This is a genomic window from Marichromatium purpuratum 984 (assembly GCF_000224005.2).
GTDB lineage: Bacteria > Pseudomonadota > Gammaproteobacteria > Chromatiales > Chromatiaceae > Marichromatium > Marichromatium purpuratum.
In genome coordinates, this window is record NZ_CP007031.1 from 2,091,311 (window position 1) to 2,117,346 (window position 26,036).

Below are 26,036 nucleotides of genomic sequence, written 5' to 3' on the forward strand. Positions count from 1 at the left end.
CCCCTCGCCGCGCCCATCCGCCGCGAGGGGCGCGCACCGACTCACCCCGCCCAGCGGCGGCCGATTTGACCCGCATCAAGGCCGCCGCCGCACCGTCCTCGCTAGCCTGATCGACGCTGCCCGCGGCCCCGCGCCGCGCCCGGCCGACAACCGCCGCCGCGCGGCGGCTCATCCAGCGATCGAGATCCCCCATGCCCACACCCGCCGTCCTCGGACAGGGCTTTCGCCCCTTCTTCCTCGCCGCCACCGTCGCGGCGATCGTCGACATCGCGCTCTGGCTGGCGATGCTCCACGGGTACTGGCCCTGGCCGCACCACCTCGGCGGGGTCGGCTGGCACGCCCACGAGATGCTCTTCGGCTATTTCGCCGCGGTGATGGCCGGCTTCCTGCTCACCGCCGCGCACAACTGGACCGGGGTCGCCACCCCCACCGGGGCCGCGCTCGCCGCGCTGCTCGCGCTCTGGCTCGCCGGACGGGTCGCGCCCTGGCTGGACGGACCGCCGCTGCTCGCCGCCGCGCTCGATCTGGCCTTCCTGCCGGCGCTCGCCGTGGCGCTGCGCGGCGCGCTGTGGCACGGGCCCAATCGCGCCAACCGCGCCTTCGTGGCCCTGCTCGCAGCGATGACCCTGGCCGGGGCCATGGCGCACCTCGGCGCGCTGGGCTGGCTCGCCGGGGGCGAGACGCGCGGTCACCGGCTGATGCTCGATCTGGGGGTGGTCCTGCTGGTACTGATCTCCGCGCGGGTGATGCCCTTCTTCATCGAGCGCGGGCTCGCCGGGGCGCGAGCGCGCACCTGGCCCGCGCTCGAGCGCGCGCTCCCGGCGCTCGGCCTCGCCCTGGCGCTGACCGACCTGATCGCACCGCTCGGCGTGCTCGCCGGTGCCCTGGCCATCGCCCTCGGCGGCGCGCTGCTGGTGCGGCTCGCCGGCTGGCACGACCAACGCCTCTGGCGCACGCCGCTGCTCGCAGTGCTCTATGTCGGGCTGCTGTGGCTGGCGCTGGGGCTGATGCTCGACGGGCTCTCGGCGCTCGGTGTGCTCGCCCCGCGCGGCGCGCTGCACGCGCTGACCATCGGCGCGATCGGGGTGGTGACGCTGGGGATGATGGCGCGGGTCACACTCGGGCACAGCGCCCGTCCGATGCGCGCCGGGCCGGCGACGCTCGTCGCCTTCGCGCTGATCAACCTCGCGGCGCTGGCGCGCGGGCTGGGGCCGGTGGTTCTGCCGGAGGGCTACAGGCTTTGGCTGGTCGTCGGCGGTGCGTGCTGGATCGGCGCCTTCGCGCTCTTTCTGTGGGTCCACGCGCCGATGCTGGTCAGACCGCGGGCCGATGGCCTCATGAGCTGTCGCGACGGCGCACGGGCCGAGCCGCCGAGACAGCCGTCCGCTGGAGCGCGCGCCGCGCCCCTCACACCCGGAACTTCTGCATGATCCGCGTCACCGCGCCGTGGGAGGACTCCAGGTCGGCGATCAGCGAGCGCAGATCGGCCATGGCGCTGGCGATCTCGCCCGACTCGCTCTTGACCGTCGCGACCTCGACGGCGATCTCCTCGGCGGCGGCGTGCTGACGCTGCGCGGCCTCGGCAACCAGCTCGATCTGTTGGCGGATGTCTTCGATCTGGGCATGGAGGTTGTCGATGTTGCCAAGCGAGCGCGCGCTGCGCTCGGAGGTGTGTCGGCTGGTATCGCGGATATCCTCCATGACCTGCTGCAGGGACTCGGCCTCGGTCCTGATCGCGGCGAGAACCTCGCTGATCTCGCCGGTCGCGGTCTGGGTACGGATCGCCAGCTGCCGCACCTCGTCGGCGACCACCGCGAAGCCGCGCCCGCTCTCACCGGCGCGGGCGGCCTCGATCGCGGCGTTGAGCGCGAGCAGATTGGTCTGCTCGGAGATGGCGTTGACGCTGTCGAGGATCTGCGCGATCGAGTGGCTCTTGTCGTTGAGACTCGCCGTCGAGCCGAAGGCGCGTTCGTTCATCTCCGCCAGCGCCTCGATCGAGCCCTGGGTGCCCTGGGTCATCTCCCGCGCCTCCCGCGACAGCTCGGCGAACCGCATCGTGCTGTCGAGCACCCCCTCGGCGGCCTCGGTGATCCGCCCGGAGGTCTCGTTGAGCGACTGCGTCACCCCCGAGATCCCATGCACCGCGCCATCGGCACTGGCCACCTGAGCCACCACCTGATCGGTGACGCTCTCGACCTTGTGGATGCTCGCACTGGTCGAGCGGTCGCTGACGATCAGCTGCTCGAGCACCTCGCGGAGGTTGGCGATCATGCGATCGACCGCGCGCAGGATCACCCCCAGCTCGTCGCGCGAGTCATCCTCCAGGCGCGACGACAGGTCGCCGGTCGAGGTGATGCGATCGAGTGCCTGTCTGACACGATCGATCTTGCGGGTGAGCTTGCGCGCCACCGCCACGGAGATCAGCATGACCAGCGCCAGCAGCACGGCAAAGAGGACGGAGGAGACGATCACCGTCGTCCGCGCCCGAGCCTGACGCGCCTCCATCTCGGCAACGATGCCTGCCCTGACCGTGTCCATCAGCGCCTTGACCTCGCCGATGTAGCCGGTCGTCGCGGCGAACCAGTCGGCCGGCAGCGGGTAGTCGCCCTGGAGCACGTCCGGTTCCTCGAGCAGCCGGTTGAGCACCCGATCCATCATCTGCGCGGTATCCGAGCGGGTCATGGCGCGGAACCGGACCTGCAGTTCGGGATCGGTCTCGCCGCCGAACTGGCCGAGCGCGCGCTGCAGATCGGCGAAATAGAACCTCAGCGCCTGCTGGGTGGCGGGTGAGATCCGCCCCGTCGAGAGCACGCCATTGACCTTGCCGCGGATCTGACCGAGCTTCTCCTTGACCCACGCCAGATGCCACGACATCAACAGCTGGCGCCGTGCCAGGTCATCGCCAACGTGACCGATGCACTTGACGAAGAGATCGAGGGCGTTGGCGTTGAGCTTGGAGTAGAAATCGAAGGCCTCGGGGCCATTGCGCGCATCGACCTGCGCGCGGATCCGCTCGCGCCCGGCGGCGAGCGTCACCAGCCGCCGCAGGCCATCGACCAGATCGCCGTACCCGAGCCCCTCGCGATCGGCCAAGGCGTCCACCCGCGCGATCGCGGCGTCGACACGCGCACGTTGGGCGACGATCTTCTCGCGCAGCGCGGGGGCACCCGAGCCGATGTAACCGGCCGAGAGCCCACGCTCGACGGCGAGGTCGTGGGCGACCGACTCCACCGCATAGGCGACGTCGACGAGATGACGGTTGTGCCGGGCCTGTGCCGCCTGATCGAACTGGCGCGAGATCACCAGCCCGGAGAGCGACAGCAGCGACAACAGCGCGACGGCGAGGATGGCGGCGAGCGCGACCTTCAGGCTCAGATGCTTGAACATGGAGCGATTCATCCCTTGACTGATGAGGCAGGCGCGCGCGCCACACCAGTGACCCCGGGGACCGGAAACGGCGGCCAATTCATCACCGGCGGGAGGAGGTCTGGCACGCAACTCGGTCAGACCTATCTGTGTACGGATGCTCGCGGTCACAAGGTCGTGACGGACGGCGACGGACGACTGACCTTCGTCCTCCCGATCATTGACCAACGGGAAATCGATGGCAGGACGATGGTCTCTGCCCCGCGCCTGGATGGCGCAGCGAAGCACACGAAAAAGGACACGAAAAGCTAAAGCATCGCGCACCGGTCCGTGCGGACGGCGCCGCACGGACAGCGCGGGTGAGGTCAGTCGGGCCTAGTCGGTCGCGGCCAGCTCCAGCATGACCTCGTTGCGACGCAGGAAGCCCGGGGTGAGCGGATCGTTGTAGTAGGCATAGGTCGGCGCGCCGGCGACGGCGAGGCCGCGCGTCTCGAGCCAGGCGCGCAGCCTCGACTCCTGCTCGGCGATCAACGCATCGGTGGCGCGCCCGGAGAAGCGGATCGCGGCCACGCGCCGCGGTTCCAGCGCGCGCAGCCGCACCGTCTCACCCGCCGGTGCCGGCAGGCCGTCGAGGTCGTAACGCGCCGGCATGATGAAGCGCACCGCCCACTGTCCTGCCGCATCGGTCGGGGTCTGGGTGACCGGCACCGTCATCGCAATCGGCTCATCGGCGCGCGTCTGAGTCACCGGGGCGGTCATCGACACCGACTCGCCGCCGCGCTCCTTGGCGAAGATATAGCCGGCCAGCGGCCCGAAACCCGCGCTCAGCGCCGCGCGCCGGTCGCCCTCGCGGCGCACCTCGGCGACGATCAGCGCCGGGTAGTCGCGGATCTCGATCGCCGCATCGCGCTCGAGCACCCGGTAATCCGGGGTCTCGACGTTCTGCACCACGAACACGAATACCGCCATGGCGGCCACGCCGAGTACGGCCAGGGCGCCGATCAGGATCAGCACGGACTTCATTGATCAGACCTCCGGGGTCGGAAACAGGGGGGATTCAACGCTCGCCGGACTCGGGACTCAACCCGCCGATGCGCAACAACTGGCTGACCATCTCGCCGGTGTCGTCGGCCGCGCCGATCTGCTCGGCCGGGGTCCAGGAGTAGTCGGTCTCGAGCCGGTAGGAGCCGACAAACGCATGCGGCACCGCGCCGCCCCAGTCCTCCGGCGAGAGCATCGAGAAGAAGGTGCGGCCATCGGCGCGGCGATAGAGATGGTAGGTCTTGCCGGGGATACGCTTGAAGGCGCACTGGGCCTGATTGAGCGCCTGCTCGACCTGGGCGTCGGCCAGCACCTTGCGCGCCTCCTGCTGGAGCAGCTTGATCTGATCGGCAATGACGCGCAGCTTGGCGCCGGTGCGGGCACCGAGCATCGCCTCGGCCCGCTCGACCTCGGCGGTGAGCTCGCGGGTATCGAAGGCCGGAGCCAGTCGGCTGACCGGATAGGGGGCACTGCGCTCGTCTCCGGTATAGGGCACCGGCTTGTGGTCATCGCTCATGCAATCTCCTGAATCACTGATCTCACCGGCAACAGATGGCGCTGGCGGGCGAGAACTCCAGCCACATCCGAGGCCCGGTGGTGCACATCGAGGGTCGATGCCGGGTATTCTACCCACCAATCCAGCCCCATCGCTTCGAGCCGGCCCAATCATGCACGCCCAAGAAGACACCCGCCACGCCCACCGCATCAGCACCGCACTCAGCGCGCGCATCGGCGAGGAGATCGCCGCCAGCGCCGATGCCCTGCTGCCCTTCGACCGCTTCATGGAACTGGCGCTCTACGCCCCGGGGCTCGGCTACTATGTCGCCGGCGCACCCAAGTTCGGCCCCGGCGGCGACTTCATCACCGCGCCCGAGTACTCGCCGCTGTTCGGCCAGTGTCTCGCCGTGCAGTGCGCCGAGGCGCTGGCGCGGCTCGGTGGCGGCGACGTGCTGGAGTTCGGCGCCGGCAGCGGCGCGCTCGCCAGCCAGGTCATCACACGGCTCGCCGCGCTCGACCGGCTGCCCGAGCGTTATCTCATCCTCGAGCCCAGCCCCGACCTGCAGGCCGCCCAGCGCGAGCGCCTCGCCGCCCTGCCCGCGCCGCTGGCCGCGCGCTGCCACTGGCTCGAGCGGCTGCCCGAGGGGTTCAACGGGGTGGTACTCGGCAACGAGGTGCTCGATGCCATGCCGGTGCACCGCTTCGTCATCGGCGCCGCGGGCGAGGTGCTCGAGGTCTTCGTCACCGGCGAGGACGGTCAGTTCCGCGAGGTCCAGGCCGCAGCGCGCTCGCCGGGGCTGGCCGAGGCGGTGGAGCAACTCCAGGCGGCGGGGCTGGCGCGCGCGCCTGGCTACGGCTCCGAGGTCAACCTCCGGCTCGGTCCCTGGTTCGCGGCGCTCGCCGGCGCGCTCGAGCGCGCCCTGGTGCTGCTCGTCGACTACGGTTATCCGCGCCCGACCTACTATCACCCCGAGCGCGACATGGGCACGCTGATGTGTCACCACCGCCATCGCGCCCATGACGACCCCTACCGCCACCCCGGGCTGCAGGACATCACCGCCCATGTCGACTTCAGCGCCGTGGCCGAGGCCGGAACACGCGCCGGGTTCACGCTCGCCGGGTTCACCACCCAGGCGCATTTTCTCATCGGTTGCGGCATCGACGCCCTGCTCGCCGCCGCCCCCGACCCGCTCGATCTCACCCAACAGGCCAAGCAGTTATTGCTGCCCGACGCCATGGGCGAGCGCTTCAAGGTGATCGGGCTGACGCGCGGACTCGACGGTCCGTGGCGCGGCTTCGGCGAGCGCGACCTCGGCGATCGACTCTGACCCGCGTGGACGGTGCACGCTATGATGGCGACTTTGTCGCCGTCACAGGACCCGTACCATGCCGCTCGTCGAAATCATCGCGCTGATCGCCCTCGGTCTCTGCTCCGGCCTGCTCGCCGGGCTCTTCGGGGTCGGCGGCGGAGCGGTCATCGTCCCCGCGCTGATGCTGCTCTTCCCGCTGTTCGACCTCGGCGGTCCCTGGCTCGCGCACCTGGCCGTCGGCACCTCGCTGGCGACCATCATCGGCACCGGGATCGCCTCCACGCTCGCCCACCACAGGCGCGGCGGCGTACGCTGGGAACTGGTCGCGCGCCTGGCCCCGGGGATCGTGCTCGGCGCCTGGATCGGCGCGACCCTCGCCGGGCTGTTGCCCGAGGTCTGGCTGCGCCGACTGTTCGCCGTCTTCCTCGCGGTGATGGGGCTGCGCATGGTGCTGCGCGCGCACGCAGCGGTGGGCGCTCGTCCGCTACCGGGCTGGCGCGGCATGCTCGGCGCCGGCGGCGGCATCGGTGGGCTCTCGGCGCTGGTCGGGATCGGCGGCGGCACCCTCACCGTGCCCTTTCTCGGCGCCCACGGGGTGGAGATGCGCCAGGCCGTCGGCACCTCGGCCGCCTGCGGGCTGCCGATCGCCCTCGCCGGGATGATCGGGTTCGTGGTGGTGGGCTGGGGCCGCGAGGGCCTGCCGGTCGGCAGCACCGGCTTCGTCTACTGGCCGGCGGTGCTCGCCATCCTGCTGGCGAGCATCCCCAGCGCCCCGCTCGGCGCGCGGCTCGCCCACACCCTGCCGGTGGCGCTGCTCAAGCGGCTGTTCGGCGCGCTGCTGCTGCTGATCGCCACGCGTCTGGCGCTCGGCGGCTGAGACAGACTCAACGACCGACGTCGAGCACCAGGCGGCGATAGAGAAAGATCTGGCCGCTGGCGTCACGCAGCGCCAGGCGGCCGCGGTCGAGCGCGAACTCGAAGCGGTGGTCGAACTCGGCACGCGGGTTGGTCAGCTCCAGCCAGCGCTCGGCGAGGCGCAGCTCGCCGTCGATATAGCCGCCGTGGGCCGAGTAGAGCCGGTAGAAACCGCCCTGCACGATCAACAGGCTGCCGTCGTTGCCCTCCCAGTCGCCGTCGAGCGAGGTCACCCCGGCCGCCTCCCCGAGCGAGCGCGCCAACCGCTCCATGCCTCCGGCGCCGGGCATCCCCAACCCATCGAAGGCCGAGGGCCAGCCCGCCACCCCGGCCTGCCCCGACCAGCCGCCGCGCTGCGGCGCGAACAGCCCCATCGCCTCCATCATCTGCGCCATGGCATCGGCCATCGCCTCGCGCGAGATACCCCCCGAGGCCAGCGCCAGCGGTGCGACGGCCAACGACAGCCACAACGGCGCGAGGACCAGCGGGGAGCGACGGACGGACAACTTGGACATGGAACAGGGGGCGTCTACGGTGACCACGGAAGGCGCGCTAGTGTAGCAGACGGTCGCCAGCCGACGAGATGGCCACGCGACATCTCGCCCCTCCGCCCGGTCGGCGGCTCTCAGCCGCCGCTTCGCGCCGGGGGCGGGTGACCGGAAGCGATCTCGAACGGCGGTGCAAGGTGACTGCTCCAGAGCGGATGGTGACGCGTTATGATCGACGCGTTGAATTGGTCATGGCGGGGTCTGAGCCCAACCCTTCCCCACTATCCCCGGATAGCCGACGTCCCGCGATCACCGATCTCTCGCCTGGAACCCTATCACGACACGATAACCCGTATCCCCCCGACCGCACCGTCGGCGGCAAATATCGGCGCCGTGGATCTCGACAGAAGCACAAGGAAATACGATGAACGCAAGTGAGGCCGTCACCGACCGCGAAAAACTTTCCGGTCTCTTCCGTTTCGCTCAGGGTGTCCTAGCCGCCCGTGGTCGGGTCCTGATGCGGATGCGCGATACCGGCCTTGGCTGCTTCCCGGAATCGGAGTTACGCGATCTTCCCGGTCTCTCGTTACGCCCCGACGACGAGAATTGGCTGATCCTGCACCGCCTTCGTGAAACAGCGCCACCGAGACCAGCGCCGGCGCTGGCCGAATGGATCGACGGTGACTTCGACGACCCTGCACAACCACCGCGGTTCAAACCGGCCCTGGTTCGCGACATCACCATCGAGGAGGTCTCAGAGCTGTGCGAACTCGACCTGCTCGAGCACGAGGACGCGCACTCCCTGGTCGAGGGCGGGACAGACACCAAGGTCACGCTGCGCCTCGAGAAGCTCACCGAGATCAAGACCGCGCTGGAGGCCTGGCGCTCGGGACCCTGGGAGACATGGGCGCATGAGGAGCGCCGCGTACGCAAATCCATCAAACTCTACAACAGCCTGTTCAAGCTGCATAACATGATGCATGTCGGGTCCACCGGTGCGCCACCGGAACTCGTCTGGGGCATCGGGCTAGCGCGCTGGTCACGCGACCAGACTCAGATCGACATGCCCCTGATCGAGCAACTCGTCGACCTCGAAGTCCAACCAGGCGGCGCACTGGCCATCAAACCGCGACAGGTCCGTCCCTCGCTGACCCTCCGGCCCTTCCTCGAAGCCGACATCGAAGGCGCGCCGGAGACACAGCGCGATCTACAGGGGCGCTTTTCCATGGTCACCGACAGCGCCGACCTGGAGATCACGCCGTATGATGCCGTGGCCTGGGAAGGGTTACTCGACGCCGCCGCGACACGTCTCTCGTCCAAGGCCCGACACATCACCCTGGAAGCGCTGCGCAACGGCGCCGAACTCAGTCCCCCCGGCGAGACCCTGCACATCTATTCGACCTGGGCCATCTATGGTCGGCCACGCTCGGAAGATCTGCGCGAGCAGGACCTCGAACGGCTGCGCGCCGGGGTCGAGGGCAAGGCCTCCGACGAGGCCCTGCCCGCGAGCGTACGTGGCTTCGTGGCACCCAAGCCTGAAGTCGCCGAGGACGACGGCGAAGACTGGGGGCTGACGCGCACGGTACTCAACGCCGCCGCCCCTCGCGCGCGCTTCGAGCCCTCGGCACCAAGCACGACCGAGTCGACCAATCTCGCCGCCAGCAACGCCGAGACCAAGGTCTACTTCTTCCCGCTGGCATACAACGACGAGCAGGCCCAGATCATCGACCGCCTGGAGAACGAAGACGTCGTCACCGTCACCGGCCCGCCCGGCACCGGCAAGACGCACTCGATCGCCAACATCATCTCGCACTACATGGCGACCGGACAGCGCGTCCTGGTGACCGCCCGGACCCCCGAGGCCCTGGCCGCAGTGCGCGAGAAGCTCCCCGGCGACCTCGCCAACCTGGTCATCGCCTCGGTCAGCTCCGACCGCGAGGGCGCCAAGCAGCTCGAGGAGGCGATCCAACGCCTGTCGAATGACGTGGTCACGCTCAATGCACGAAACACCCGCGCCGAAATCGGTCGACTCGAGGCAGAGGTCGTCGAACTCGACCGGTCCATGCGCGAATGCGACCACCGACTGGCGCAGATCGCCACCCAGAACCTGGCGCCCATGATCTGGGACGGCACCGAACACACCGCCATGGAAATGGCCGAACTCATCGACGCGCTCACCGACCAGTATGGCTGGATGACCGACCGCCCCACCCACGAACCGCCGACCACGCTCGACACGACCATCACGGCGCTACGCCAGAGCCTGCCCCGCGTCGGCGACGATCTCGTCTATCTCGACGCCGAGCCGCCCAGCGCAGAGGTCCTGCCCAGCACCGTGGAGTTACTCGAGGCCCATCGCCAAGAGTTCAAGCGCCGTCAACGGGCACACGAAGACCTCTCGGACGTGCCGCAGATGGCGCGTGACAACGCCGCGGCCGAGTTGCACGCCAAGGCCGTCTACGAGCGACTGTCTGCCTTCGACAAGGCGGTCGCCACGGCCCCTCGGTGGGCACAACGCGCCATCCTGGCGATCGTCCAGGCGCGCGTTGCCGAACTCCCGGAGCCCGATCCGCGGGCAACGGTGGCAATGAGTATCGATCTACTCGGCACGCGCAACCCTGGCCATCTCAGCGGCCACGACACCGCCCGCGACCAGTCGCAATTGATCGAGGCGGTGACGCGTGCCAGCGTCGGGCAGAAACCGCTCTCGACCTTCTCGGCACTCTTCAACCGCGATCTCGCCAAGGCCCTCGCGGACATCCGCATCGACGACGATACACCGGCCACGCCTGAGGACTGGCGGCGCGTCCAGGACACCCTGGAGATCCAGACGCTGCGCGCCGAGATCGACGGGCGCTGGAGTCCCCAGACGGCCAAGGGGCACCTGCCACCACTGCCCGAGGACGCCGTGGAACTCATGACCGTGATCCATGAGGCCGACGACCAGCTCGAAGCGCTGAGCAACGCGGCCGATCAGGCGCTCGGTACCGCCGCCACCCTGCACCGGCTGTTCCCCTACGGGCTCGACGTCGATCACTGTCTGTCGACATTGACGCTCAAGCCGATCCTGCGCGCACTACGCGGCAACATCGCCAATGACGACCATCCCTCGGCAGTGATCGAACGACTCGAGGAAATCGCCGCACAGGGCGATCAGCCGATCCATACCCAGATCGACGCGCTGCGGCGCGCCCTCGGCACACCGACGACCAATGAAGCCGATATCCTCACCGCGCGTCGTGATCTCACCTTCGAACTACAGCGGCTCGCCGAGCGGCAAGCCTTGCTCGCCGAGGTCGGCCGCCACCTGGAGGCACTCCGCGAGGCTGGCGCACCACGCTGGGCCGAAGCCTGCATCCGCGCACCACGGGCGGTCGATCGCATCCTGCCGGAGAACTGGAGACGTGCCTGGGACTGGGCGCGGATGAAGGCACATGTCGCCCACGTCACCGCGCTCGGTAACGGCGACACCCTGCGCGAGAAGAAGGTCAGGCTGCGGCAGCGACGCGAACACGTATTTGAGCAGCTCATCCGTGAACGCACCCTGCTCGGGCTCAAGCGTCGCATGACCAGCTCGGTCCAGACCGCGCTGACCACCTTCACCACGGCCAATCGCCGTCTCGGCAAGGGGACCGGCAAGAACGCGGTCCGCTGGCGCAAGGCGATCCGCAAGGCCGCGCTCGAGGCGGCCCCCGCCGCACCGGTCTGGGTCATGCCCGAGCACAAGGTCGCCGAGCAATTGCCGGCCACGCTCGCCGACTTCGATCTGGTGATCCTCGATGAGGCCTCGCAATCGGACATCACCGCGCTCAGCGCGCTGGCCCGCGGCAAGAAGCTGCTGATCGTCGGTGACGAACAACAGGTCAGCCCATCGACGGTCGGCACCGCCCAGCACAAGATCGACGCGCTGCGCGCCGAGCACCTAGCCTATCTCCCCAACCGCGACGTGATCGACGAGAACACCTCGATCTTCGACATCGCGATGCAGATGTACCCGAAGAACCATCTGATGTTGCGCGAGCACTTCCGCTGTGTCGAGCCGATCATCCAGTTCTCGACCCGCTTCTACGGCGGGCGCCTGATCCCGATCCGGGTACCCAAACCCTCCGAGCGTCTCGACCCACCATTGGTGGATGTCCACATCCAGGGTGCCGAGCGACGTGGCAAGCTCAACGAGGCCGAGGCACGCTTCATCGTCGACGAGATCGCCACCCTGGCGCGCGATCCTCGACACGCCCGACGCGACATCGCCGTCATCTCCCTGATCGGCCGCGAACAGGCCGAGTTGATCGAGCGCATGCTGATCGAGGACCGCCGCATCGGTACCGAGGTCATGGAGCGGATGCGAATAGTCTGCGGCGACAGCCGCACGATGCAGGGACAAGAGCGCGGCATCGTCTTCCTGTCGATGGTCGCCACCCCGGAGACGGCACGAGCGCAAAGCGCTCAGACCTATGCCCAGCGCTTCAATGTCGCGCTCAGTCGTGCCCGCGACCGGCTCTATCTCGTACACTCGGTCACGCCCCAAGACCTGCGCCCGGGCGATCTGAAACTCGACATCCTCGAACACTTCGCCGACCCCATGCCAGAAGGGCGCGCGCTGCTCGGCAAGGGCGTCCTCGAACGCTGCCAATCCGGCTTCGAGCGAGCGGTCTGCCAGCGCCTGCTCGACGCCAGCTATCGGGTGCGCTCCCAGGTCAAGGCCGGTCCCTTCAGCATCGACCTGGTGGTCGAGGGCGCCGAGGACCGCAGACTGGCAATCGAACTCGACGGCGATGTCTGGCACGGACCAGAGAAATGGCATGAGGACATGTCCCGCCAAGCGGCCCTGGAACGCGCCGGCTGGACCTTTTGGCGGGTGTTCGGCAGCCAGTGGCTCGCCGACCAGGACTACTGGTGGAACGACCTGGTCGAGACCATGACCCGCATGGACATCGAACCCATCGGCGCCGAGGCCGCGGAGGGCCGATTCACCGAGTTCCGTGTCCTCGACATCTCCACCGGCAAGGTCACGATCGACCGTGACGACGAGACACCCCCGCTCCAGCCCTCCGTCATGACCACTGATCGCAACGACCGCGCCGACGAGATCGAAACAGCCGTCCCGTAACCGCCGCTGCCGGACGGCCGAGAACGGCAACCCAACCGACAGGGCAGCGAGGCATCGAACGAAGAGGAAAAGCGACCCGCCATCAGCCACCAGCGTCCAGTGGGCGCTCTTCTCCCCCGCCGTCGCCGCAAGACATCGGCCGCTGCCGTCGTCAGTGCGCCGCCCCTTCCCACTGGCGGCTGACGGCTGGATGTCGCCCGCTGGAAGCTGCCTCGAACCGCAAGACGCGAAGGGGAAAAGCGACCAGCCATCAGTGGGCGCTCTTCCCCCGCCGTCGCCGCAAGACATCGGCCTCTGCCGTCGTCAGTGCACCGACCCCACTGGCGGCTGGCGGCCCGCCTCATTCCTCCGCCGGCGCGACCTGGGGTGCCAGCCAGTCGCGGACCCGGGGGTGGGCGCTATCGAGTCGGGCGGCGTAGATGGCGCGGTAGGTGAGCACCCGCTCGACATAGCCGCGGGTCTCGACGAAGGGGATGGTGGCGATCCAGCGGTCGGTGGCGAGCGCGCGCGCCGGGCGCCACCGCGCGACCCGTGCGGGACCGGCGTTGTAGGCGGCGGTGGCCAGGGCGACGTGGTCGAAGCGCGTCTGCAGCCGCGCCAGATAGGCGCTGCCGAGGTCGATGTTGCGTCCCGGATCGAGCAGCGCCCAGCGTGAGTCGAGCGGCGCGCCGAGCGCTTCGGCCATGTCGCGCGCGGTGCTCGGCAACAGCTGCATCAACCCGACGGCGCCGGCGTGCGAGGCGAGCGTGCGCGCGAACACGCTCTCCTGGCGGATCACCGCGAACACCCACGCCGGGGCGAGCCCCTGGGCGTGCGCGGCGGCCTCGACCTCGGTGCGATGGACGAGCGGGAAGCGCAGCGCCAGATCGTCCCAGTAGTCGGTGCGCGCCAGGGTGCGGATCGCCTGGTCGTGCCAGCCGAAGACGTCGGCGACATAGGCCGCGGCGAGCAGGTCGGCGCGGTCGAGGTCGCGGGTCAGCGCGCGCCACTCGCGGCGCATCTCGGTGTCGCGCCCGAGGGCGTCGAGTTCGCGCATCCGCCGCACCGGCGCCAGCGCGATGATGCGGGCGATGCGCGCGGGCTCGGCCGGGGTCACCCGATGGTGCATGCGATAGGGCAGATCGAGCCGGTCGGCGGCCATGAAGCCCCACAGGCTGCGCGCGTGCGCGGCGCGCGCAAACAGCGCCCGCGCCGTCTCCGGGTGCCCCAGCTCGGCCTCGGCGCGGGCCTGCCAGTAGAGCCAGCGATCGGTCTTGACCTCGCCCTCGGGCATGCGCTCGACCCAGCGCGCCACCCAGGCCCACTCGCCCCGCTCGAGCGCCGCGCGCAGCCGTCGCTCCTGCGCATCGCGCGTCTCGGGCAGGGCGCGCAGCCCGTCCCACAGGGCGAACCCGCGGGCGACAGCGCCGCGCTCCACCAGCGCCTCGCCGAGCGCGGCGCGGACCCGGTCGGCGGCCTCGGCGTCGAGGTCGAGCGCCGCGCGCCACCGCGCGAAGGCAGTACGCGCGCGCTCGGCATCGCGCGCGGCCAGGCGCGTCAGCACGTCGGCGAGGATCACCGCGCGCAGCGGCTGCGGGGGCAGCGCGGCGCCGGTGTCAGGCAGCCGCTCGGGGGCCGCGCGCAGCGCCAGCCAGCGTGTGAGCCAGGGGCGCTCGGACGCCGGCAAGTCGGCGCCGAGATGACGCGCGAGCCCCTCCTGGCCGGCGGCGAGCGCGAGCCGGATGCGCGCCCACACCCGCTCCGGGGTCAGTCCCCCGGCGGCGCGCCAGGCGTCGAACACCGGGTCGCAGGCATCCGGCTGAGAACGCCCGCTGCGCCACAGCGGCTCGATCTCGGCGAGCGCGCGAGCGCGTGCGCCGGTCTCGAGCAGCGCGCGCAGATAGAGACAGCGCCGCTCGACATCCTCCTCGGGCCGATAGAGCCTGCGGTAATCGGCCCAGCGCCCGGCCGCGGCGAGGCGTTGGAGATAGGCGCGGCGCAGCCGCCAGGCGAGCTGGCTCTCGGGCTCGGCGGCGAGGAAGCGCTCGATGGCCGCGTCCGGCGTGTTGTCGAGGTCGGCGGTGAGCTGGGCGAAGCGCAGATAGGGGTGGAGCGGATAGTCGCGCAATGCGCGCTCGAGCCGGGCGAAGCTCTCGCCATCGCCCTGCACGAGCGCGCGCTCGGCGGCGAGAAAGTCGGCGCGCGCCTGGAGCGCGTCGAGACCACGCGCCTGCGCCGCGCCTACCGCCAGCATCAGCACCAGCAAGGGCGCGCGCCAGAGACGACGAGGCCAGCGACGACGACGCCAGCGACGGGCAAACGGCGCCACCACGCTCACCCGCGCATCCGGGAGGGCGCGACGGCGCGGGCGTTGCCCTCTCGCCGAGAGGGACGATAATGGAACAGGGGATGCGGTCGCGCATCACGATCGATTCGCACGGTAACGGGCTCCCGCGCCAGCGTATCAGTCAACGGACATGGTCCCGGGCGACGGCGCCCGGAGTCGCTAGCATAACCAAGCCCGACCAGCAGCGTCGATGGGTCCCGATCGGGAGAAACCGACATGCCACAGACTCGACCACCCGCCGTTGCCGGGCGCTTCTACCCGGCCAGCCCCGAGGCGCTCGGCGCCGAGATCGACGGCTATCTCGCCGTCGCCGCCACCGGCCCGGCGCCCAAGGCGATCGTCGTCCCCCACGCCGGCTATCGCTACAGCGGCGCGATCGCCGGACACGCCTATGCGGCGCTCGGCGAGGCGCGCGCACGCATCCGCCAGGTGGTGCTGCTCGGCCCGGCACACCGGGTGGCGGTGCGCGGTGTCGCCACCAGCGCGGCGACGGCCTTCGCCACCCCGCTCGGCGAGGTCGCGCTCGATCAGGTCGCCATCGCTCAGGCGCTAGCCTTCGACTGGGTGCACACCCTCGAGGCCGCGCACGCCGAGGAGCACAGTCTGGAGGTGCAACTGCCCTTCCTGCAGCGCGCGCTCGACGACTTCTCGCTGGTCCCGCTGGTCGTCGGCGAGACCCCGACGGCGGAACTCGTCGCCCTGCTCGAAGCGCTGTGGGGCGGCGCGGAGACGCTGATCGTGGTCAGCTCCGATCTCAGCCACTACCAGCTGCGCGCCGAGGCCCAGGCGCTCGATCGCGCCACCTCGACGGCGATCGAGCGACTCGACGCCGCGGCCATCACCCCGGATCACGCCTGCGGCTGCTATCCGCTGCGCGGCCTGCTGGCGCTCGCCCGACACCACGGGCTGGCCGCGCACACCCTGGCGCTCGGCGACTCGGGCGCGGTCTCGGGGACCCCGCAACAGGTCGTCGGCTATGGCGCCTATGCCTTCCACTGAGCACGCGCTCAACGCCGCAGCCCGCGCCCTGCTGCTGCGCGTGGCGCTGCAGGCCATCGACCACGGGCTCGCGGGCGGCGCACGGCTCGACCCCGACCCCGCGCACTACCCGCCGCCGCTGCGCGCCGAGGGCGCCTGCTTCGTCACCCTCGAGCACGCCGGTGCGCTGCGCGGCTGTGTCGGCAGCCTCGAACCGCGGCGGGCGCTGGTGCGTGATGTCGCCGCCAACGCCTACGCCGCCGCCTTCGCCGACCCGCGCTTCGCGCCGCTGGACGGCGCCGAGCTGGACGGGCTGCATCTAGAGATCTCGGTGCTCTCCCCGCCGGTCGCGATCGACTGCACCGACGAGGCCGGGTGCTGCGCCGCGCTGCGCCCCGGCGTCGACGGCGTGGTGCTGCGCGCGGGACGGCGCCGCGCGACCTTCCTGCCCGCGGTCTGGGCGCAACTGCCCGAGCCTGCCGCTTTCCTCGCCGCGCTGCGTCTCAAGGCCGGGCTCGGTGCCGATGACTGGCCGCCGGGGCTGCGGCTGGAGCGCTACACCACCGAGCACTTCGGTGCCACCGTCGCTGCGCTGCGCGAGGCCCCAGACCCGCCGTGCTAGCCCGTCTCAGTGTCCGGCGGTGCGCGAGAACAGGTTGATCACCAGTACCCCGGCGAGAATCAGCCCCATGCCGATGAGCGCCGGCCAGTCCGGGACCTGACCGAATACCAGGGCGCCGATCACCGCGATCAGCACGATCCCCATCCCCGCCCAGATCGCATAGGCGACACCGATGGGGATGGTGCGCAGCACCAGCGCCAGACAGTAGAAGGCCGCGGCATAGCCGATCACCACCACCAGACTCGGCACCAGCCGGGTGAAGCCGTCGGAGAACTTCAGCGCCGAGGTCGCGATCACCTCGGCGATGATCGCCAGCCCGAGATACACATAACCCATAGCTAGACTCAAGAATCACAGTGCCGCGCCGGCCCCGCCGTGCGGCGGCCCGCTCGAGCAGTCGGTTCAACGGATCGGGGTCCGATCGAGGCCCCCGGAGCGGATGCGCGTCGGAGCGCGCGCTCAGCCCGGCAGCAGCGTCTGCAGCCGCATGCGGTCTTCGAGCAGGATCGGGCGCGCGGCGCCATCGGGACCGAGCAGCGCATCGATGCGCGCCACCGCCGTCGGGTCCTCGGGCAGCGCATAGTGATCGAACACCGAGCCGATCAGCTCGCTGCGGTCGTCGAAGCGCCAGCAGCCACTGAACCCGGCGTCGTAGGCGAGGCGCAACGGACAGCGCGCCACCGCGCGCTGCGCCGCGGCGACCTCGGCACCCTCGTCGACGAGCTGGGCGAACACCCGTTCGAGCTGACCGCTCTCGTCGGGCTCGATCACCAGCACCCGCCCGCCCGGGGCCAGCACCCGCGCCGCCTCGCCGAGCGCCCGCGCGGGATCGCGATGATGATGCAGCGACAGGGTGAAGACCACCAGGTCGAAGCGCGCCGGGGCGAACGGCAGGCGCTCGCCGCTCGCCGCCACCAGCGCCTGAGCGGGCAGGCGTGCGCGCGCCGCGCACAGCGCCGACTGTACCGGATCGAGCGCCACCAGCGCGTCGGCGCGCGCGGCCAGGCGCGCGGTGACCCGACCGTTGCCGCAACCGATCTCCAGTACCCGCGAGGTCGCGAGATCGACCTGCTGCTCGATCTGCTCGAGCATCCGCCGATCGGTATCTCTCTGCATCACCCTTCCCTCTCGAACCCTCTCGAAGTCGTTCAACCGCCCGCCACCCGGCTCTCGATCCACTCTCGCGCCTGCTCGCGCAACGCCACCGCCGCGCCCCAATCGGCGCCCCCGGGAATCAGCGCCGGCCCAATATACACCCTCACCCGCCCGCGTCGCGGTGAGAAAAGGCGGGCGCCGGCAAGCAGCGCGCGGGTACCCTCGAGCGCCACCGGCACCAGCGGCGCCCGCGCCTCGGCGGCGAGGGAGAAGGCGCCCATGCGGAAGGGCAGCAGGCCGGGGCGGACGCGGAAGGTCGCCTCGGGAAAGAGCGCCAGCGGACACCCGGCGGCGAGCCGCGCGCGCAGCTCGGCGAGCGCCGCGCCGCCGGCGCGCACGTCGAAGCGATCGACCAGCACGCAGTCGAGCCGCTGCAGGAAATGGGCGGCGAGCCGGTTGCGTCCCAGCTCGCGCTTGGCGACGAAGCACAGCGGTCGGCCGATCGCCTCGGCCAGCACCAGGGCGTCGACATAGCTCTGGTGGTTGGCCACCAGCACCCAGGGCGCGCCCGGCGGCGGCAGCCGCTCGCGCCCCGCGACCGCCAGGCGCACGCCGACGAGCCGACGCAGCACCCCGGCAGCACCTCGCACCACCGCCCAACGCAGTCGGTGCCCCGGCAGCAGCGCCACCGCCAGCCAGCACGGCGGCGCGATCAGCGCCAGCATCAGCCAGACATGGACGGCGTAGAGATACCGCGGCAGCGTGCCGGTGTCGGCCAGCATCCGTCCGCGCAGCCCGGCGAGGGTGGCCCGCACGAGCTGCCACCAGGGTGCGGCCGGCGTCGTCTGGATGCGCCCGGCGAGATAGCGCGCACGGGTATCGCCGCGCCGCAGCTTGCCGCTGGAGGTCTTGAGCACCGCGCGCGGCGGCGCGAGCACGATCTCGTCCGGCGGCGCACCCAGCACCTCACCGGCGCACGCGAGGATGCGCTGGCGCAGCAGCGCACGCCGCCCAGGGTCGCGCTCCTTGGTCTCGGCGACCACCACCAGGCGCTCGCTGCCCTGCCCCGGATCGCGCGCGGCGAAGGCCACCACGCAGCCCTGGCGCACCCCGCGCAAGGCACCGATGGCCTGCTCCAGCTCATAGGGATAGAGGTTGCGCCCGCCGCGGATGATCAGGTCCTTGACCCGGCCGGTGAGATGGATCTCGCCGTCGGCGAGATAGCCGCGATCGCCGGTCTCGTGCCAGCCCTCGCGAATCAGCGCGGCGCTCGCCTCGGGGTTGCGGTAATAGCCCCGGGTGGCCGAAGGCCCCTGGAACTGCACCAACCCCTCGTGACGCTCGGGCAGCGGCGCGCGCCGGGCATCGACCACCCGCAGCCGATAGCCCGGCAGCGGTCGGCCGCAGCCGACCACGCGCTGCGCGCCGGGGTCATCACAGTCGACGCGCAGCGCATAACCGCTCTCGGCGAGGCGCTCGCGGTCGATGCAGTCGATCCGCGGCCCCCGGCTCGGCGGTGGGAAGCACAGCCCCACCGCCGCCTCGGCCAGCCCATAGACCGGGGCGAGCGCCTCCGGGCGCAGCCCGTAGCGGGCGAAGCGCGCGGCGAAACGCTCCAGGGTCTCGGCGCTCACCGGCTCGGCGCCGTTGAAGGCGCGGCGCCAGCTGCCGAGGTCGAGCCCGGCGAGCTGCTGCTCGCCGATGCGGCTGAGACAGAGTTCGTAGGCGAAGTTGGGCGCCGCCGAGAGGGTGGCGCGATGGTCGGCGATCGCCTGCAACCAGCGCCGGGGCCGGGCGAGGAAAGCCAGCGGCGAGAGCGAGACCAGCGGGATGGCGAAGTAGAGGCTGCCGAGCCAGGCGCCGATCAGCCCCATGTCGTGATAGAGCGGCAACCAGCTGACGAAGCGGTCCTCGGGGGTGATCGCCACCGCCTCACCCATGGCGCGGATGTTGGCCAGCAGCTCGGCGTGGCTGAGCCTCACCCCCTTGGGCGCGCCGGTGCTGCCGGAGGTGTATTGCAGGAAGGCAAGGTCGTCGGGTGCGGCCGCCGGCGCCTCGAACGCGCACGATTCGCGCTCGAGCCCGTCGAGGGTGAGCACCGCGCCGAGCGCCGGCAGCTGCAACCGCAGCAGCGTCGCGACCCGCGCCGCCGCGCCCTCGGTGAGCATCGCCACGCAGCCGGCGTTGGCGAGGATACGGGCATGCCGGCGCAGGTGGTCCTCGATGAGCTGGGGGCGCGCCGGCGGGTAGATCGGCACCGGCACAGCGCCGGCGCGCAGCACGCCGAAGAAGCTGAAGAAATAGCCCGGCCCGCTCGGCAGCATCAGCGCCACCGTCTCGCCGGCGCACACCCCGGCGCCGTGCAGCCGGTTGGCCACCCGCGCCGCGCCCTCGGCAAGCTCGCGATAGCGGATCGGATGGACGCGGTCCTCGGCGTCGTACCAGTGGATGTGCACCCGCTCGCCGTGGCGCTCGCAGTGCCAGTCGAGCACCTCGAGCAGGGTGGCGGCCTGCTCCGGGACACCGGCGTGGGCGTCGACAGCGGGGACCGGGCGCGGACCCGGCTCCGTCCCCGTCGCGCCGCGCGCGCGCGCCAGCGCCCGCAGCTCGGCGACGGTGGCGGCGAGCAGCGCGCGCTCGGGCAACTCGATCCCGAGTCCCTGCTCGATACGGGCATTGAGTTCGGCGCGACCGAGGCTGTCGAGTCCGAGATCGGTCTCGAGCCGGGTGTCGGGGCCGATGGTCTCGGGGGCGATGGCCAGGCGCGAATCGCGAGCGAAGGCGCGCACCAGCGCCAGCAGCGGATCGGCGGGATCGGACATGGGGGTTCTCGCTCCTGGCACCGCGCGCGGCGCCCGGCATCAATCGTGGAGGGGCTCGGTAGGCGCCGACAGCAGACCGTCGCGCACCAGCACCGCGTGCACCCGGCGGGCGCTGCGCGCGAGCGCCGAGAGTTCGGCGAACCCCGGGCGGGCGCCCGCGCTCAGGCGCCACTCCCAATCGTCGAGCTGTTGCTCGATGAACGCCAGCAGCTTGGGCGCGCAGCCACCGGCGCAGGCGCCGTGACAAACCCGCGCGGCGGGGTCGTCGAGCGGCAGTTCGTGACGGATGCGCGCGATCAGCGCGCGCATCGCCGTGGTGCTATCGGGTGGCATCGGCGCGACGGCGCCAACCGCCGCCCTTGAGCCACTCGCGCGCGCCCTGCACCACGAAATAGGTCACCGGGATCAGCAGGATACCGACCACGGTGGCGGCGAGCATGCCGCCGAACACCGCCGTACCCAGCGCCACCCGCGAGCCGGCCCCGGCCCCGGCGGCGAACACCAGCGGGAGGATGCCGAGGAGGAAGGAGAGCGCGGTCATCATCACCGCGCGGAAACGCAGCCGCGCGGCCTTGACTGCGGCGTCGTAGATCGACAGCCCCTCGCCCTCGCGTTGCTCCTTGGCGAACTCGACGATGAGGATGGCGTTCTTCGCCGCCAGCCCGATCAGCATCACCAGGCCGATCTGGGTGTAGAGGTTGACGTCGAGTCCGGCGACGCCGACGGTCGCCAGAGCACCGAACACCGCCACCGGCACTGCCAGCAACACCGCCAACGGGATCGACCAGCTCTCGTACTGGGCGACCAGGAAGAGATAGACGAACAGCAGCGCCAGACCGAAGATCAGCGGCGCCTGACCGGCGGCCTTGATCTCCTGATAGGACATGCTGGTCCACTCGTAGCCGAAGCCGTTCGGCAAGGTCTCCTCGGCGGTGCGCTCCATCGCCGCGATCGCCTGCCCGGAGCTGTAGCCGGGGGCGGCCGCGCCGGAGATGTCGGCCGAGCGGAAGAGGTTGTAGCGGGCCATGATCTGCGGCCCGGTGATGGTCTCGACCTCGGCCAGGGTGGCCACCGGCACCATCTCGCCGTCGCTGCTGCGCACGAACAGACGGAGGATGTCGCTGGGGGTGTCGCGGAACTCCCCTTCGGCCTGTGCCATCACCCGCCAGGTGCGGCCGAACTTGTTGAAGTCGTTGATATAGACCGAGCCGAGCTGGGCCTGGAGGGTGGCGAACAGCTCGTTGAGCGGCACCTGCAGGGTCTCGACCTTGTCGCGGTTGACCTGGAGATAGAGCATCGGCACGTCGGCGCGGAAGGTGCTGAAGGCGTTGCCGATCTCGGGCTGGCTGTTGGCCGCGACGATGAAGCCGCGCATCGCCGCGGCGAACGTCTGCAGGTCGCCGCCGCTGTAGTCCTGGAGCACGAAGGAGAAACCACCAGAGCTACCGAGTCCGGGGATCGCCGGCGGCACGAAGGGGATGACGTTGGCATCAATGGTGCGCGCGGCCACGCCGCGAGCGGCGGCAACGATCGCCGGCAGGCGCAGTTCGGGCTCCTGGCGCTCGTCCCAGGGCGCGAGTACCGGGATCACCAGCGCGCTGTTGGAACCGAAGGCGCTGTTGAGCAACGAGAAGCCGGACACCGAGATGACATTGGTCACCCCGGGGATCTCCAGCAACTGCTGCTCGATGCGCCCGAGCACGGTCTCGGTGCGACTGAGCGAGGCGGCATCGGGGAGCTGCACCTCGATGAAGAAGTAGCCCTGATCCTCCTCGGGCAGGAAGCCGGTGGGCAGGTGGGTGAACAGCCAGCCGGTGGCGGCGATCAGCCCGACATAGAGCAGCGAGACCAGCGCGGCGCGGCGCACCGTCACCTTGACCGCGGCGGTATAGCCGGCGGTGAGCCGGCCGAACAGCCGCTCGAACCAGTTGAGCCAGCGCAGCGGCTCGCGCCCCGGGCGCAGCAGCACCGAGCACAGCGCCGGGCTCAGGGTCAGGGCGTTGATCGAGGAGATCGCCACCGCCACCGAGATGGTCACCGCGAACTGCTGGTAGAGCTGGCCGGTGATCCCGGGCATGAAGCCGACCGGCACGAACACCGCGAGCAGCACCAGGGTGGTGGCGATCACCGCGCCGCCGACCTGATCCATCGCCTTGGCCGTCGCTGCCTTCTGGTCGAGCCCCTCCTCGGCCATCAGCCGCTGCACGTTCTCGACCACGATGATGGCATCATCGACGACGATGCCGATGGCCAGGATCAGCGCGAACAGCACAATGGTGTTGAGGGTGAAGCCAAGGACGGCGAGCACCGCGAAGGTGCCGATCAGCGACACCGGGATGGCGATGCCGGGGATCAGCGTGGTGCGCCAGTCGCCGAGGAACAGGAACACCACCAGCACCACCAGGCCGACGGCCTGGTAGAGCGTCACCTTGACCTCGTCGATCGAGGCCGAGATGAAGTTGGTGGTGTCGTAGAGGATGGCCTGCTCCATGCCCTCGGGGAAGCGCTCGGCGAGTTCGGCAAGCTGCGCGCGCACCGCCGTGGCGGTGGCCAGAGCGTTGGCGTCCGGGGTCTGGTAGACGGCGAGCACCACCGAGGGGCGCCCGTCGAGCCGCCCCGAGGCCGAATAGGCCTGGGCGCCGAGTTCGACCCGGGCGACGTCGCCGACGCGGATCGCCGAGCCGTCGGGATTCATGCGGATGATGATGTCGGCGAACTCCTCGGGCTCGGTCAGCCGCCCCTTGGTGGTCACCGTGTACTGGAACTGCTGATCGACCGGCGCCGGCGGCGCGCCGATCTGACCGGCCGGCACCTGCACGTTCTGCGTCGCCACCGCGTTCTGGAGATCGGCGACGCTCACCCCCAGCGCGGTCATGCGATCGGGCTTGAGCCAGAAGCGCATGCCGTAGTCCATCACCCCGAGGATCTCGGCCTTGCCGACCCCGTTGACGCGCCCGAGCGCATCCTTGATGTTGATGGTGGCGTAGTTGTTGAGATAGAGCGCGTCGAGGCTCTCGTCAGGCGAGTAGAGGTTGACGATCAGCAGCATGTTGGTCGACTGCTTCTCGGTCTTCACCCCCTGGCGGCGCACCTCCTCGGGCAGCTTGGGCTCGGCCTGGGCGACGCGGTTCTGCACCTTGACCTGGGCCATGTCGGCGTCGGTGCCGATCTCGAAGGTGACGGTGAGGCTGTAGCGCCCGTCGTTGTCGGACTTCGAGGACATGTAGATCATGCCCTCGATGCCGTTGACCTCCTGCTCGATGGGGGCGGCAACCGTCTCCTCGACGACCTCGGCGCTGGCCCCGGCGTACTGGGTGCTGACACTCACCGTCGGCGGAGTGATCTCGGGGAACTGCGCCACCGGCAGCCCGAGCAATGCCAGGGCGCCGGCCAGCGAGATCACGATGGAGATGACGAAGGCGAACTTCGGCCGGTTGATGAAGAACTTGGACAGCGTCATCGCGATACTCCGGTCGGTTCGCCCATGGGATCAGTCAGTCTCGGTGGTATCGGTGTCGCCGCTCGAACCCGGCCCGGTGGCGGCGAGCGGGTCGCCGGGCGGCGCGGCCGTCTCGGGGCGCACCTGGATGCCCGGTCGTACCTTCTGGATACCGTAGAGCACGATGCGCTCGCCGGCCTCGAGCCCCTTCTCGATCACCTGCCGGGTGCCGAAGCGCTGCCCGGTCTTGACCCGGCGGCTCTCGACCTTGTCGTCGTCGTCGACCACCAGCACATAGCTCCCGCCCTGGTCGGTGAGCAGCGCCGCCTGCGGCACCACCACCGCCGAGACCGCCTCGCGCCGCTCGATCACCACGGTGACGAACTGCCCTGGCAACAACAGTTGGTCGGGGTTGGGGAACTGGGCACGGATCAGCACCGTGCCGGTGGTCTCGTCGACCTTGTTGTCGAAGAAGTCGAACCAGCCGTCGTGGGGATAGAGCGAACCGTCGGGGAGCCGGATCTGCGGCACGAAATGCTGCTTCCCGGCCGCGCCCGCGCCCTCCTGACGCGAACGCGCGCCGGCCTGTGCCAGTTCCAGGTACCAGGTCTCGGCGATCGAGAAGGCGACTCTGATCGGATCCATGCGGTTGATGGTGGCCAACACCCCCGAGCCGGGTTCGACCAGGTTGCCGACATCGAAGGCGGCCAGGTCGATGCGCCCGGCGATCGGCGCGCGGATCTCGGTGTAGTCGACGTTGAGCTGGGCTTTCTGGATGTCGGCCCGGGCGGTCTCGACCGCCGCCTCCTGCACCAGCACCTCGGCCTGGGCCTCGTCGACCTTCTGCTGGCTGACGTTCTTGGCCTTGGCCAGCTCCTGATAGCGCGCCAGATCGACCTGGGCGCGGTTGAGCGAGGCCTGGGCCGCGCCCAGCTGCGCCTCGGCCTGAGCCAGGCTCGCCAGATACTGCTCGGGCTCGATGCGAAACAGCAGATCATCGGTCTCGACCTGGCCGCCCTCCTGGAAGGCGCGCTCGAGCAGGAACCCGGTCACCCGTGCGCGCAACGCCACGGTATCGGCCGCCCGGGTCTTGCCGACGAACTCGAAATAGGGATTGACCCGCTCCTCGGTGACGGCGATCACCCCGACCGAGGGTGGCTCGGCGGCGGGCGGTGCATCACCGCCGGGGACACAGCCAAGGATCAGCAGCGAACACAGCGACAACACCGCCCCCGAGCGACGGGCAGACCGGAGCGGCACGGCGCCGCGCGGCATCGAAACCATGGAACATCCTCCGCGCGAGGTGGCATGGGAGCGCCGGGCACGGCGCCGAGCACGATCGACCGGATGGGGCCGGAGCAATCGCACACTCAATGAAGACAAGGATCGCACATTCACTGCAGACAAGATTAGCCCCCTGACGACGCAACGCAACAACCTTGTGTGACGGCAGAACGCGACAGCACATCGTGCCCTTATGAAAACAACCGCTTAGCGCGAACCACGCGCGGGCGCGAAACGAACGCGCCATCCCGCGATTGATCCAGCCCCCAAGATCGAGACGGTTTTGCTAGACTGGCCCGACCCAAATCCAACCCACCCGGATGACCGAGACCATGCGCCTGCTGACCCTGCTGCTCGTCGCCCTGTTCGCGCTCTCGACCACCGCCTGTGGTGGCGCCGCACGGGCCCAGAAACGCGCCTACAAGGCGCAGGAGAACGTCGCCAAGGAACGCCTGCGACTGATCGACAGCTATCAACGCTGCGTCGACAAGGCCGGCACCGACGCGCTCAAGCGCGAGGGCTGCGAGAGCCATCTCAAGGCCGCCCAGGCGCTCGACTGAGCGCGACGTCGAGACCGGTCGCGGCGGCCCGGCGGCGGCGGCCCGACGCGGCGGCGTTTGCCGTCCGACAACTTCGGTTGTAGGCTTGTGCGGATGCGTTGGCGCAACCGGCTTGGCCAGTGGCGCCGCGCGCGGTGACCGACCCAGCGCGAACCGGCCGCACGCGGCGGCCCGGCGCGGCG

The 26,036-nt window shown here is 70.3% G+C and carries 18 protein-coding genes; 7 read left to right on the forward strand and 11 right to left on the reverse strand.

The window, feature by feature from the left end; all coding sequences use genetic code 11:
- The first annotated feature begins 191 nt into the window (after positions 1–191).
- Positions 192–1,430, forward strand: a complete 1,239-nt coding sequence (locus MARPU_RS09200) for an NnrS family protein (RefSeq protein ID WP_005224805.1) — start codon at positions 192–194, stop codon at positions 1,428–1,430.
- Here the strand turns inward: MARPU_RS09200 and MARPU_RS09205 are convergent.
- The 3 genes from MARPU_RS09205 to MARPU_RS09220 all read right to left on the reverse strand — a co-directional run bounded on the left by MARPU_RS09205 (position 1,408) and on the right by MARPU_RS09220 (position 4,924).
- Complete coding sequence (locus MARPU_RS09205; RefSeq protein ID WP_232229455.1) at positions 1,408–3,537, reverse strand: methyl-accepting chemotaxis protein; 2,130 nt, start codon at positions 3,535–3,537, stop codon at positions 1,408–1,410. The two genes, MARPU_RS09200 and MARPU_RS09205, sit on opposite strands and share 23 nt — an antisense overlap.
- Positions 3,538–3,741: 204 nt before the next feature.
- Positions 3,742–4,389, reverse strand: a complete 648-nt coding sequence (locus MARPU_RS09215; protein WP_005224803.1) for an SOUL family heme-binding protein — start codon at positions 4,387–4,389, stop codon at positions 3,742–3,744.
- Between the two features lie 34 nt (positions 4,390–4,423).
- Positions 4,424–4,924 (reverse strand): DUF2452 domain-containing protein, encoded by a 501-nt coding sequence (locus MARPU_RS09220; protein ID WP_005224802.1) that lies wholly within the window; start codon positions 4,922–4,924, stop codon positions 4,424–4,426.
- Between the two features lie 151 nt (positions 4,925–5,075).
- Between MARPU_RS09220 and MARPU_RS09225 the strand changes: the two genes are divergently transcribed.
- Together MARPU_RS09225 and MARPU_RS09230 are read left to right on the forward strand one after the other, a co-directional pair.
- The gene (locus MARPU_RS09225) at positions 5,076–6,233 is read left to right on the forward strand and encodes a class I SAM-dependent methyltransferase (protein WP_005224801.1); all 1,158 of its coding nucleotides are present in this window, start codon (positions 5,076–5,078) and stop codon (positions 6,231–6,233) included.
- A 58-nt stretch (positions 6,234–6,291) separates the two neighbouring features.
- Positions 6,292–7,092, forward strand: coding sequence for a sulfite exporter TauE/SafE family protein (locus MARPU_RS09230; protein WP_005224800.1), 801 nt, complete (start codon positions 6,292–6,294; stop codon positions 7,090–7,092).
- Positions 7,093–7,099: 7 nt separating this feature from the next.
- Here MARPU_RS09230 and MARPU_RS09235 read toward each other — a convergent pair whose 3' ends face one another.
- Entirely contained in the window at positions 7,100–7,645 is a 546-nt protein-coding gene (locus tag MARPU_RS09235; RefSeq protein ID WP_005224799.1) for a hypothetical protein, read from the reverse strand.
- 397 nt (positions 7,646–8,042) lie between these two features.
- Between MARPU_RS09235 and MARPU_RS09240 the strand changes: the two genes are divergently transcribed.
- Complete coding sequence (locus MARPU_RS09240) at positions 8,043–12,728, forward strand: AAA domain-containing protein (RefSeq protein WP_005224798.1); 4,686 nt, start codon at positions 8,043–8,045, stop codon at positions 12,726–12,728.
- Between the two features lie 340 nt (positions 12,729–13,068).
- Here the strand turns inward: MARPU_RS09240 and MARPU_RS09245 are convergent, their stop codons facing one another.
- Entirely contained in the window at positions 13,069–15,036 is a 1,968-nt protein-coding gene (locus MARPU_RS09245; RefSeq protein ID WP_198015466.1) for a transglycosylase SLT domain-containing protein, read from the reverse strand.
- A 234-nt stretch (positions 15,037–15,270) separates the two neighbouring features.
- Between MARPU_RS09245 and amrB the strand changes: the two genes are divergently transcribed.
- Together amrB and amrA are read left to right on the forward strand one after the other, a co-directional pair.
- Complete coding sequence (gene amrB, locus MARPU_RS09250) at positions 15,271–16,053, forward strand: AmmeMemoRadiSam system protein B (protein WP_005224796.1); 783 nt, start codon at positions 15,271–15,273, stop codon at positions 16,051–16,053.
- Complete coding sequence (amrA, locus tag MARPU_RS09255) at positions 16,040–16,654, forward strand: AmmeMemoRadiSam system protein A (protein WP_025275241.1); 615 nt, start codon at positions 16,040–16,042, stop codon at positions 16,652–16,654. The genes amrB and amrA overlap by 14 nt, the downstream gene beginning before the upstream one ends.
- A 6-nt stretch (positions 16,655–16,660) precedes the next feature.
- Here the strand turns inward: amrA and MARPU_RS09260 are convergent, their stop codons facing one another.
- The 6 genes from MARPU_RS09260 to MARPU_RS09285 form a co-directional block, all read right to left on the reverse strand.
- Positions 16,661–16,990, reverse strand: coding sequence for an SMR family transporter (locus MARPU_RS09260; protein WP_005224794.1), 330 nt, complete (start codon positions 16,988–16,990; stop codon positions 16,661–16,663).
- A 123-nt stretch (positions 16,991–17,113) separates the two neighbouring features.
- The gene (locus MARPU_RS16675) at positions 17,114–17,770 is read right to left on the reverse strand and encodes a class I SAM-dependent methyltransferase (RefSeq protein ID WP_005224793.1); all 657 of its coding nucleotides are present in this window, start codon (positions 17,768–17,770) and stop codon (positions 17,114–17,116) included.
- Between the two features lie 32 nt (positions 17,771–17,802).
- The gene (locus MARPU_RS09270; protein WP_005224792.1) at positions 17,803–20,571 is read right to left on the reverse strand and encodes an AMP-binding protein; all 2,769 of its coding nucleotides are present in this window, start codon (positions 20,569–20,571) and stop codon (positions 17,803–17,805) included.
- 39 nt (positions 20,572–20,610) lie between these two features.
- A complete protein-coding gene (locus tag MARPU_RS09275; RefSeq protein WP_025275244.1) occupies positions 20,611–20,904 on the reverse strand; it encodes a hypothetical protein in 294 nt (97 codons plus the stop codon).
- A complete protein-coding gene (locus MARPU_RS09280; protein WP_005224790.1) occupies positions 20,891–24,031 on the reverse strand; it encodes an efflux RND transporter permease subunit in 3,141 nt (1,046 codons plus the stop codon). The genes MARPU_RS09275 and MARPU_RS09280 overlap by 14 nt, the downstream gene beginning before the upstream one ends.
- A gap of 30 nt (positions 24,032–24,061) precedes the next feature.
- Positions 24,062–25,294 (reverse strand): efflux RND transporter periplasmic adaptor subunit, encoded by a 1,233-nt coding sequence (locus MARPU_RS09285; RefSeq protein WP_005224789.1) that lies wholly within the window; start codon positions 25,292–25,294, stop codon positions 24,062–24,064.
- A 332-nt stretch (positions 25,295–25,626) separates the two neighbouring features.
- Here MARPU_RS09285 and MARPU_RS09290 point away from each other — a divergent pair, with 332 nt between their 5' ends.
- Positions 25,627–25,854 (forward strand): hypothetical protein, encoded by a 228-nt coding sequence (locus MARPU_RS09290; RefSeq protein WP_005224788.1) that lies wholly within the window; start codon positions 25,627–25,629, stop codon positions 25,852–25,854.
- Positions 25,855–26,036 lie beyond the last annotated feature (182 nt).

Excerpts from the sequence above, each read along its gene's own strand:
- MARPU_RS09215 (WP_005224803.1), bottom strand. The coding sequence starts at position 4,389 with ATGAAGTCCGTGCTGATCCTGATCGGCGCCCTGGCCGTACTCGGCGTG.
- MARPU_RS09240 (WP_005224798.1), top strand. The coding sequence starts at position 8,043 with ATGAACGCAAGTGAGGCCGTCACCGACCGCGAAAAACTTTCCGGTCTC.
- MARPU_RS09260 (WP_005224794.1), bottom strand. The coding sequence starts at position 16,990 with ATGGGTTATGTGTATCTCGGGCTGGCGATCATCGCCGAGGTGATCGCG.
- MARPU_RS09200 (WP_005224805.1), top strand. The coding sequence starts at position 192 with ATGCCCACACCCGCCGTCCTCGGACAGGGCTTTCGCCCCTTCTTCCTC.
- MARPU_RS09270 (WP_005224792.1), bottom strand. The coding sequence starts at position 20,571 with ATGTCCGATCCCGCCGATCCGCTGCTGGCGCTGGTGCGCGCCTTCGCT.
- amrB (WP_005224796.1), top strand. The coding sequence starts at position 15,271 with ATGCCACAGACTCGACCACCCGCCGTTGCCGGGCGCTTCTACCCGGCC.
- MARPU_RS09275 (WP_025275244.1), bottom strand. The coding sequence starts at position 20,904 with ATGCCACCCGATAGCACCACGGCGATGCGCGCGCTGATCGCGCGCATC.
- MARPU_RS09285 (WP_005224789.1), bottom strand. The coding sequence starts at position 25,294 with ATGGTTTCGATGCCGCGCGGCGCCGTGCCGCTCCGGTCTGCCCGTCGC.
- MARPU_RS09235 (WP_005224799.1), bottom strand. The coding sequence starts at position 7,645 with ATGTCCAAGTTGTCCGTCCGTCGCTCCCCGCTGGTCCTCGCGCCGTTG.
- MARPU_RS09290 (WP_005224788.1), top strand. The coding sequence starts at position 25,627 with ATGCGCCTGCTGACCCTGCTGCTCGTCGCCCTGTTCGCGCTCTCGACC.
- MARPU_RS16675 (WP_005224793.1), bottom strand. The coding sequence starts at position 17,770 with ATGCAGAGAGATACCGATCGGCGGATGCTCGAGCAGATCGAGCAGCAG.
- MARPU_RS09280 (WP_005224790.1), bottom strand. The coding sequence starts at position 24,031 with ATGACGCTGTCCAAGTTCTTCATCAACCGGCCGAAGTTCGCCTTCGTC.
- MARPU_RS09225 (WP_005224801.1), top strand. The coding sequence starts at position 5,076 with ATGCACGCCCAAGAAGACACCCGCCACGCCCACCGCATCAGCACCGCA.
- amrA (WP_025275241.1), top strand. The coding sequence starts at position 16,040 with ATGCCTTCCACTGAGCACGCGCTCAACGCCGCAGCCCGCGCCCTGCTG.
- MARPU_RS09220 (WP_005224802.1), bottom strand. The coding sequence starts at position 4,924 with ATGAGCGATGACCACAAGCCGGTGCCCTATACCGGAGACGAGCGCAGT.
- MARPU_RS09230 (WP_005224800.1), top strand. The coding sequence starts at position 6,292 with ATGCCGCTCGTCGAAATCATCGCGCTGATCGCCCTCGGTCTCTGCTCC.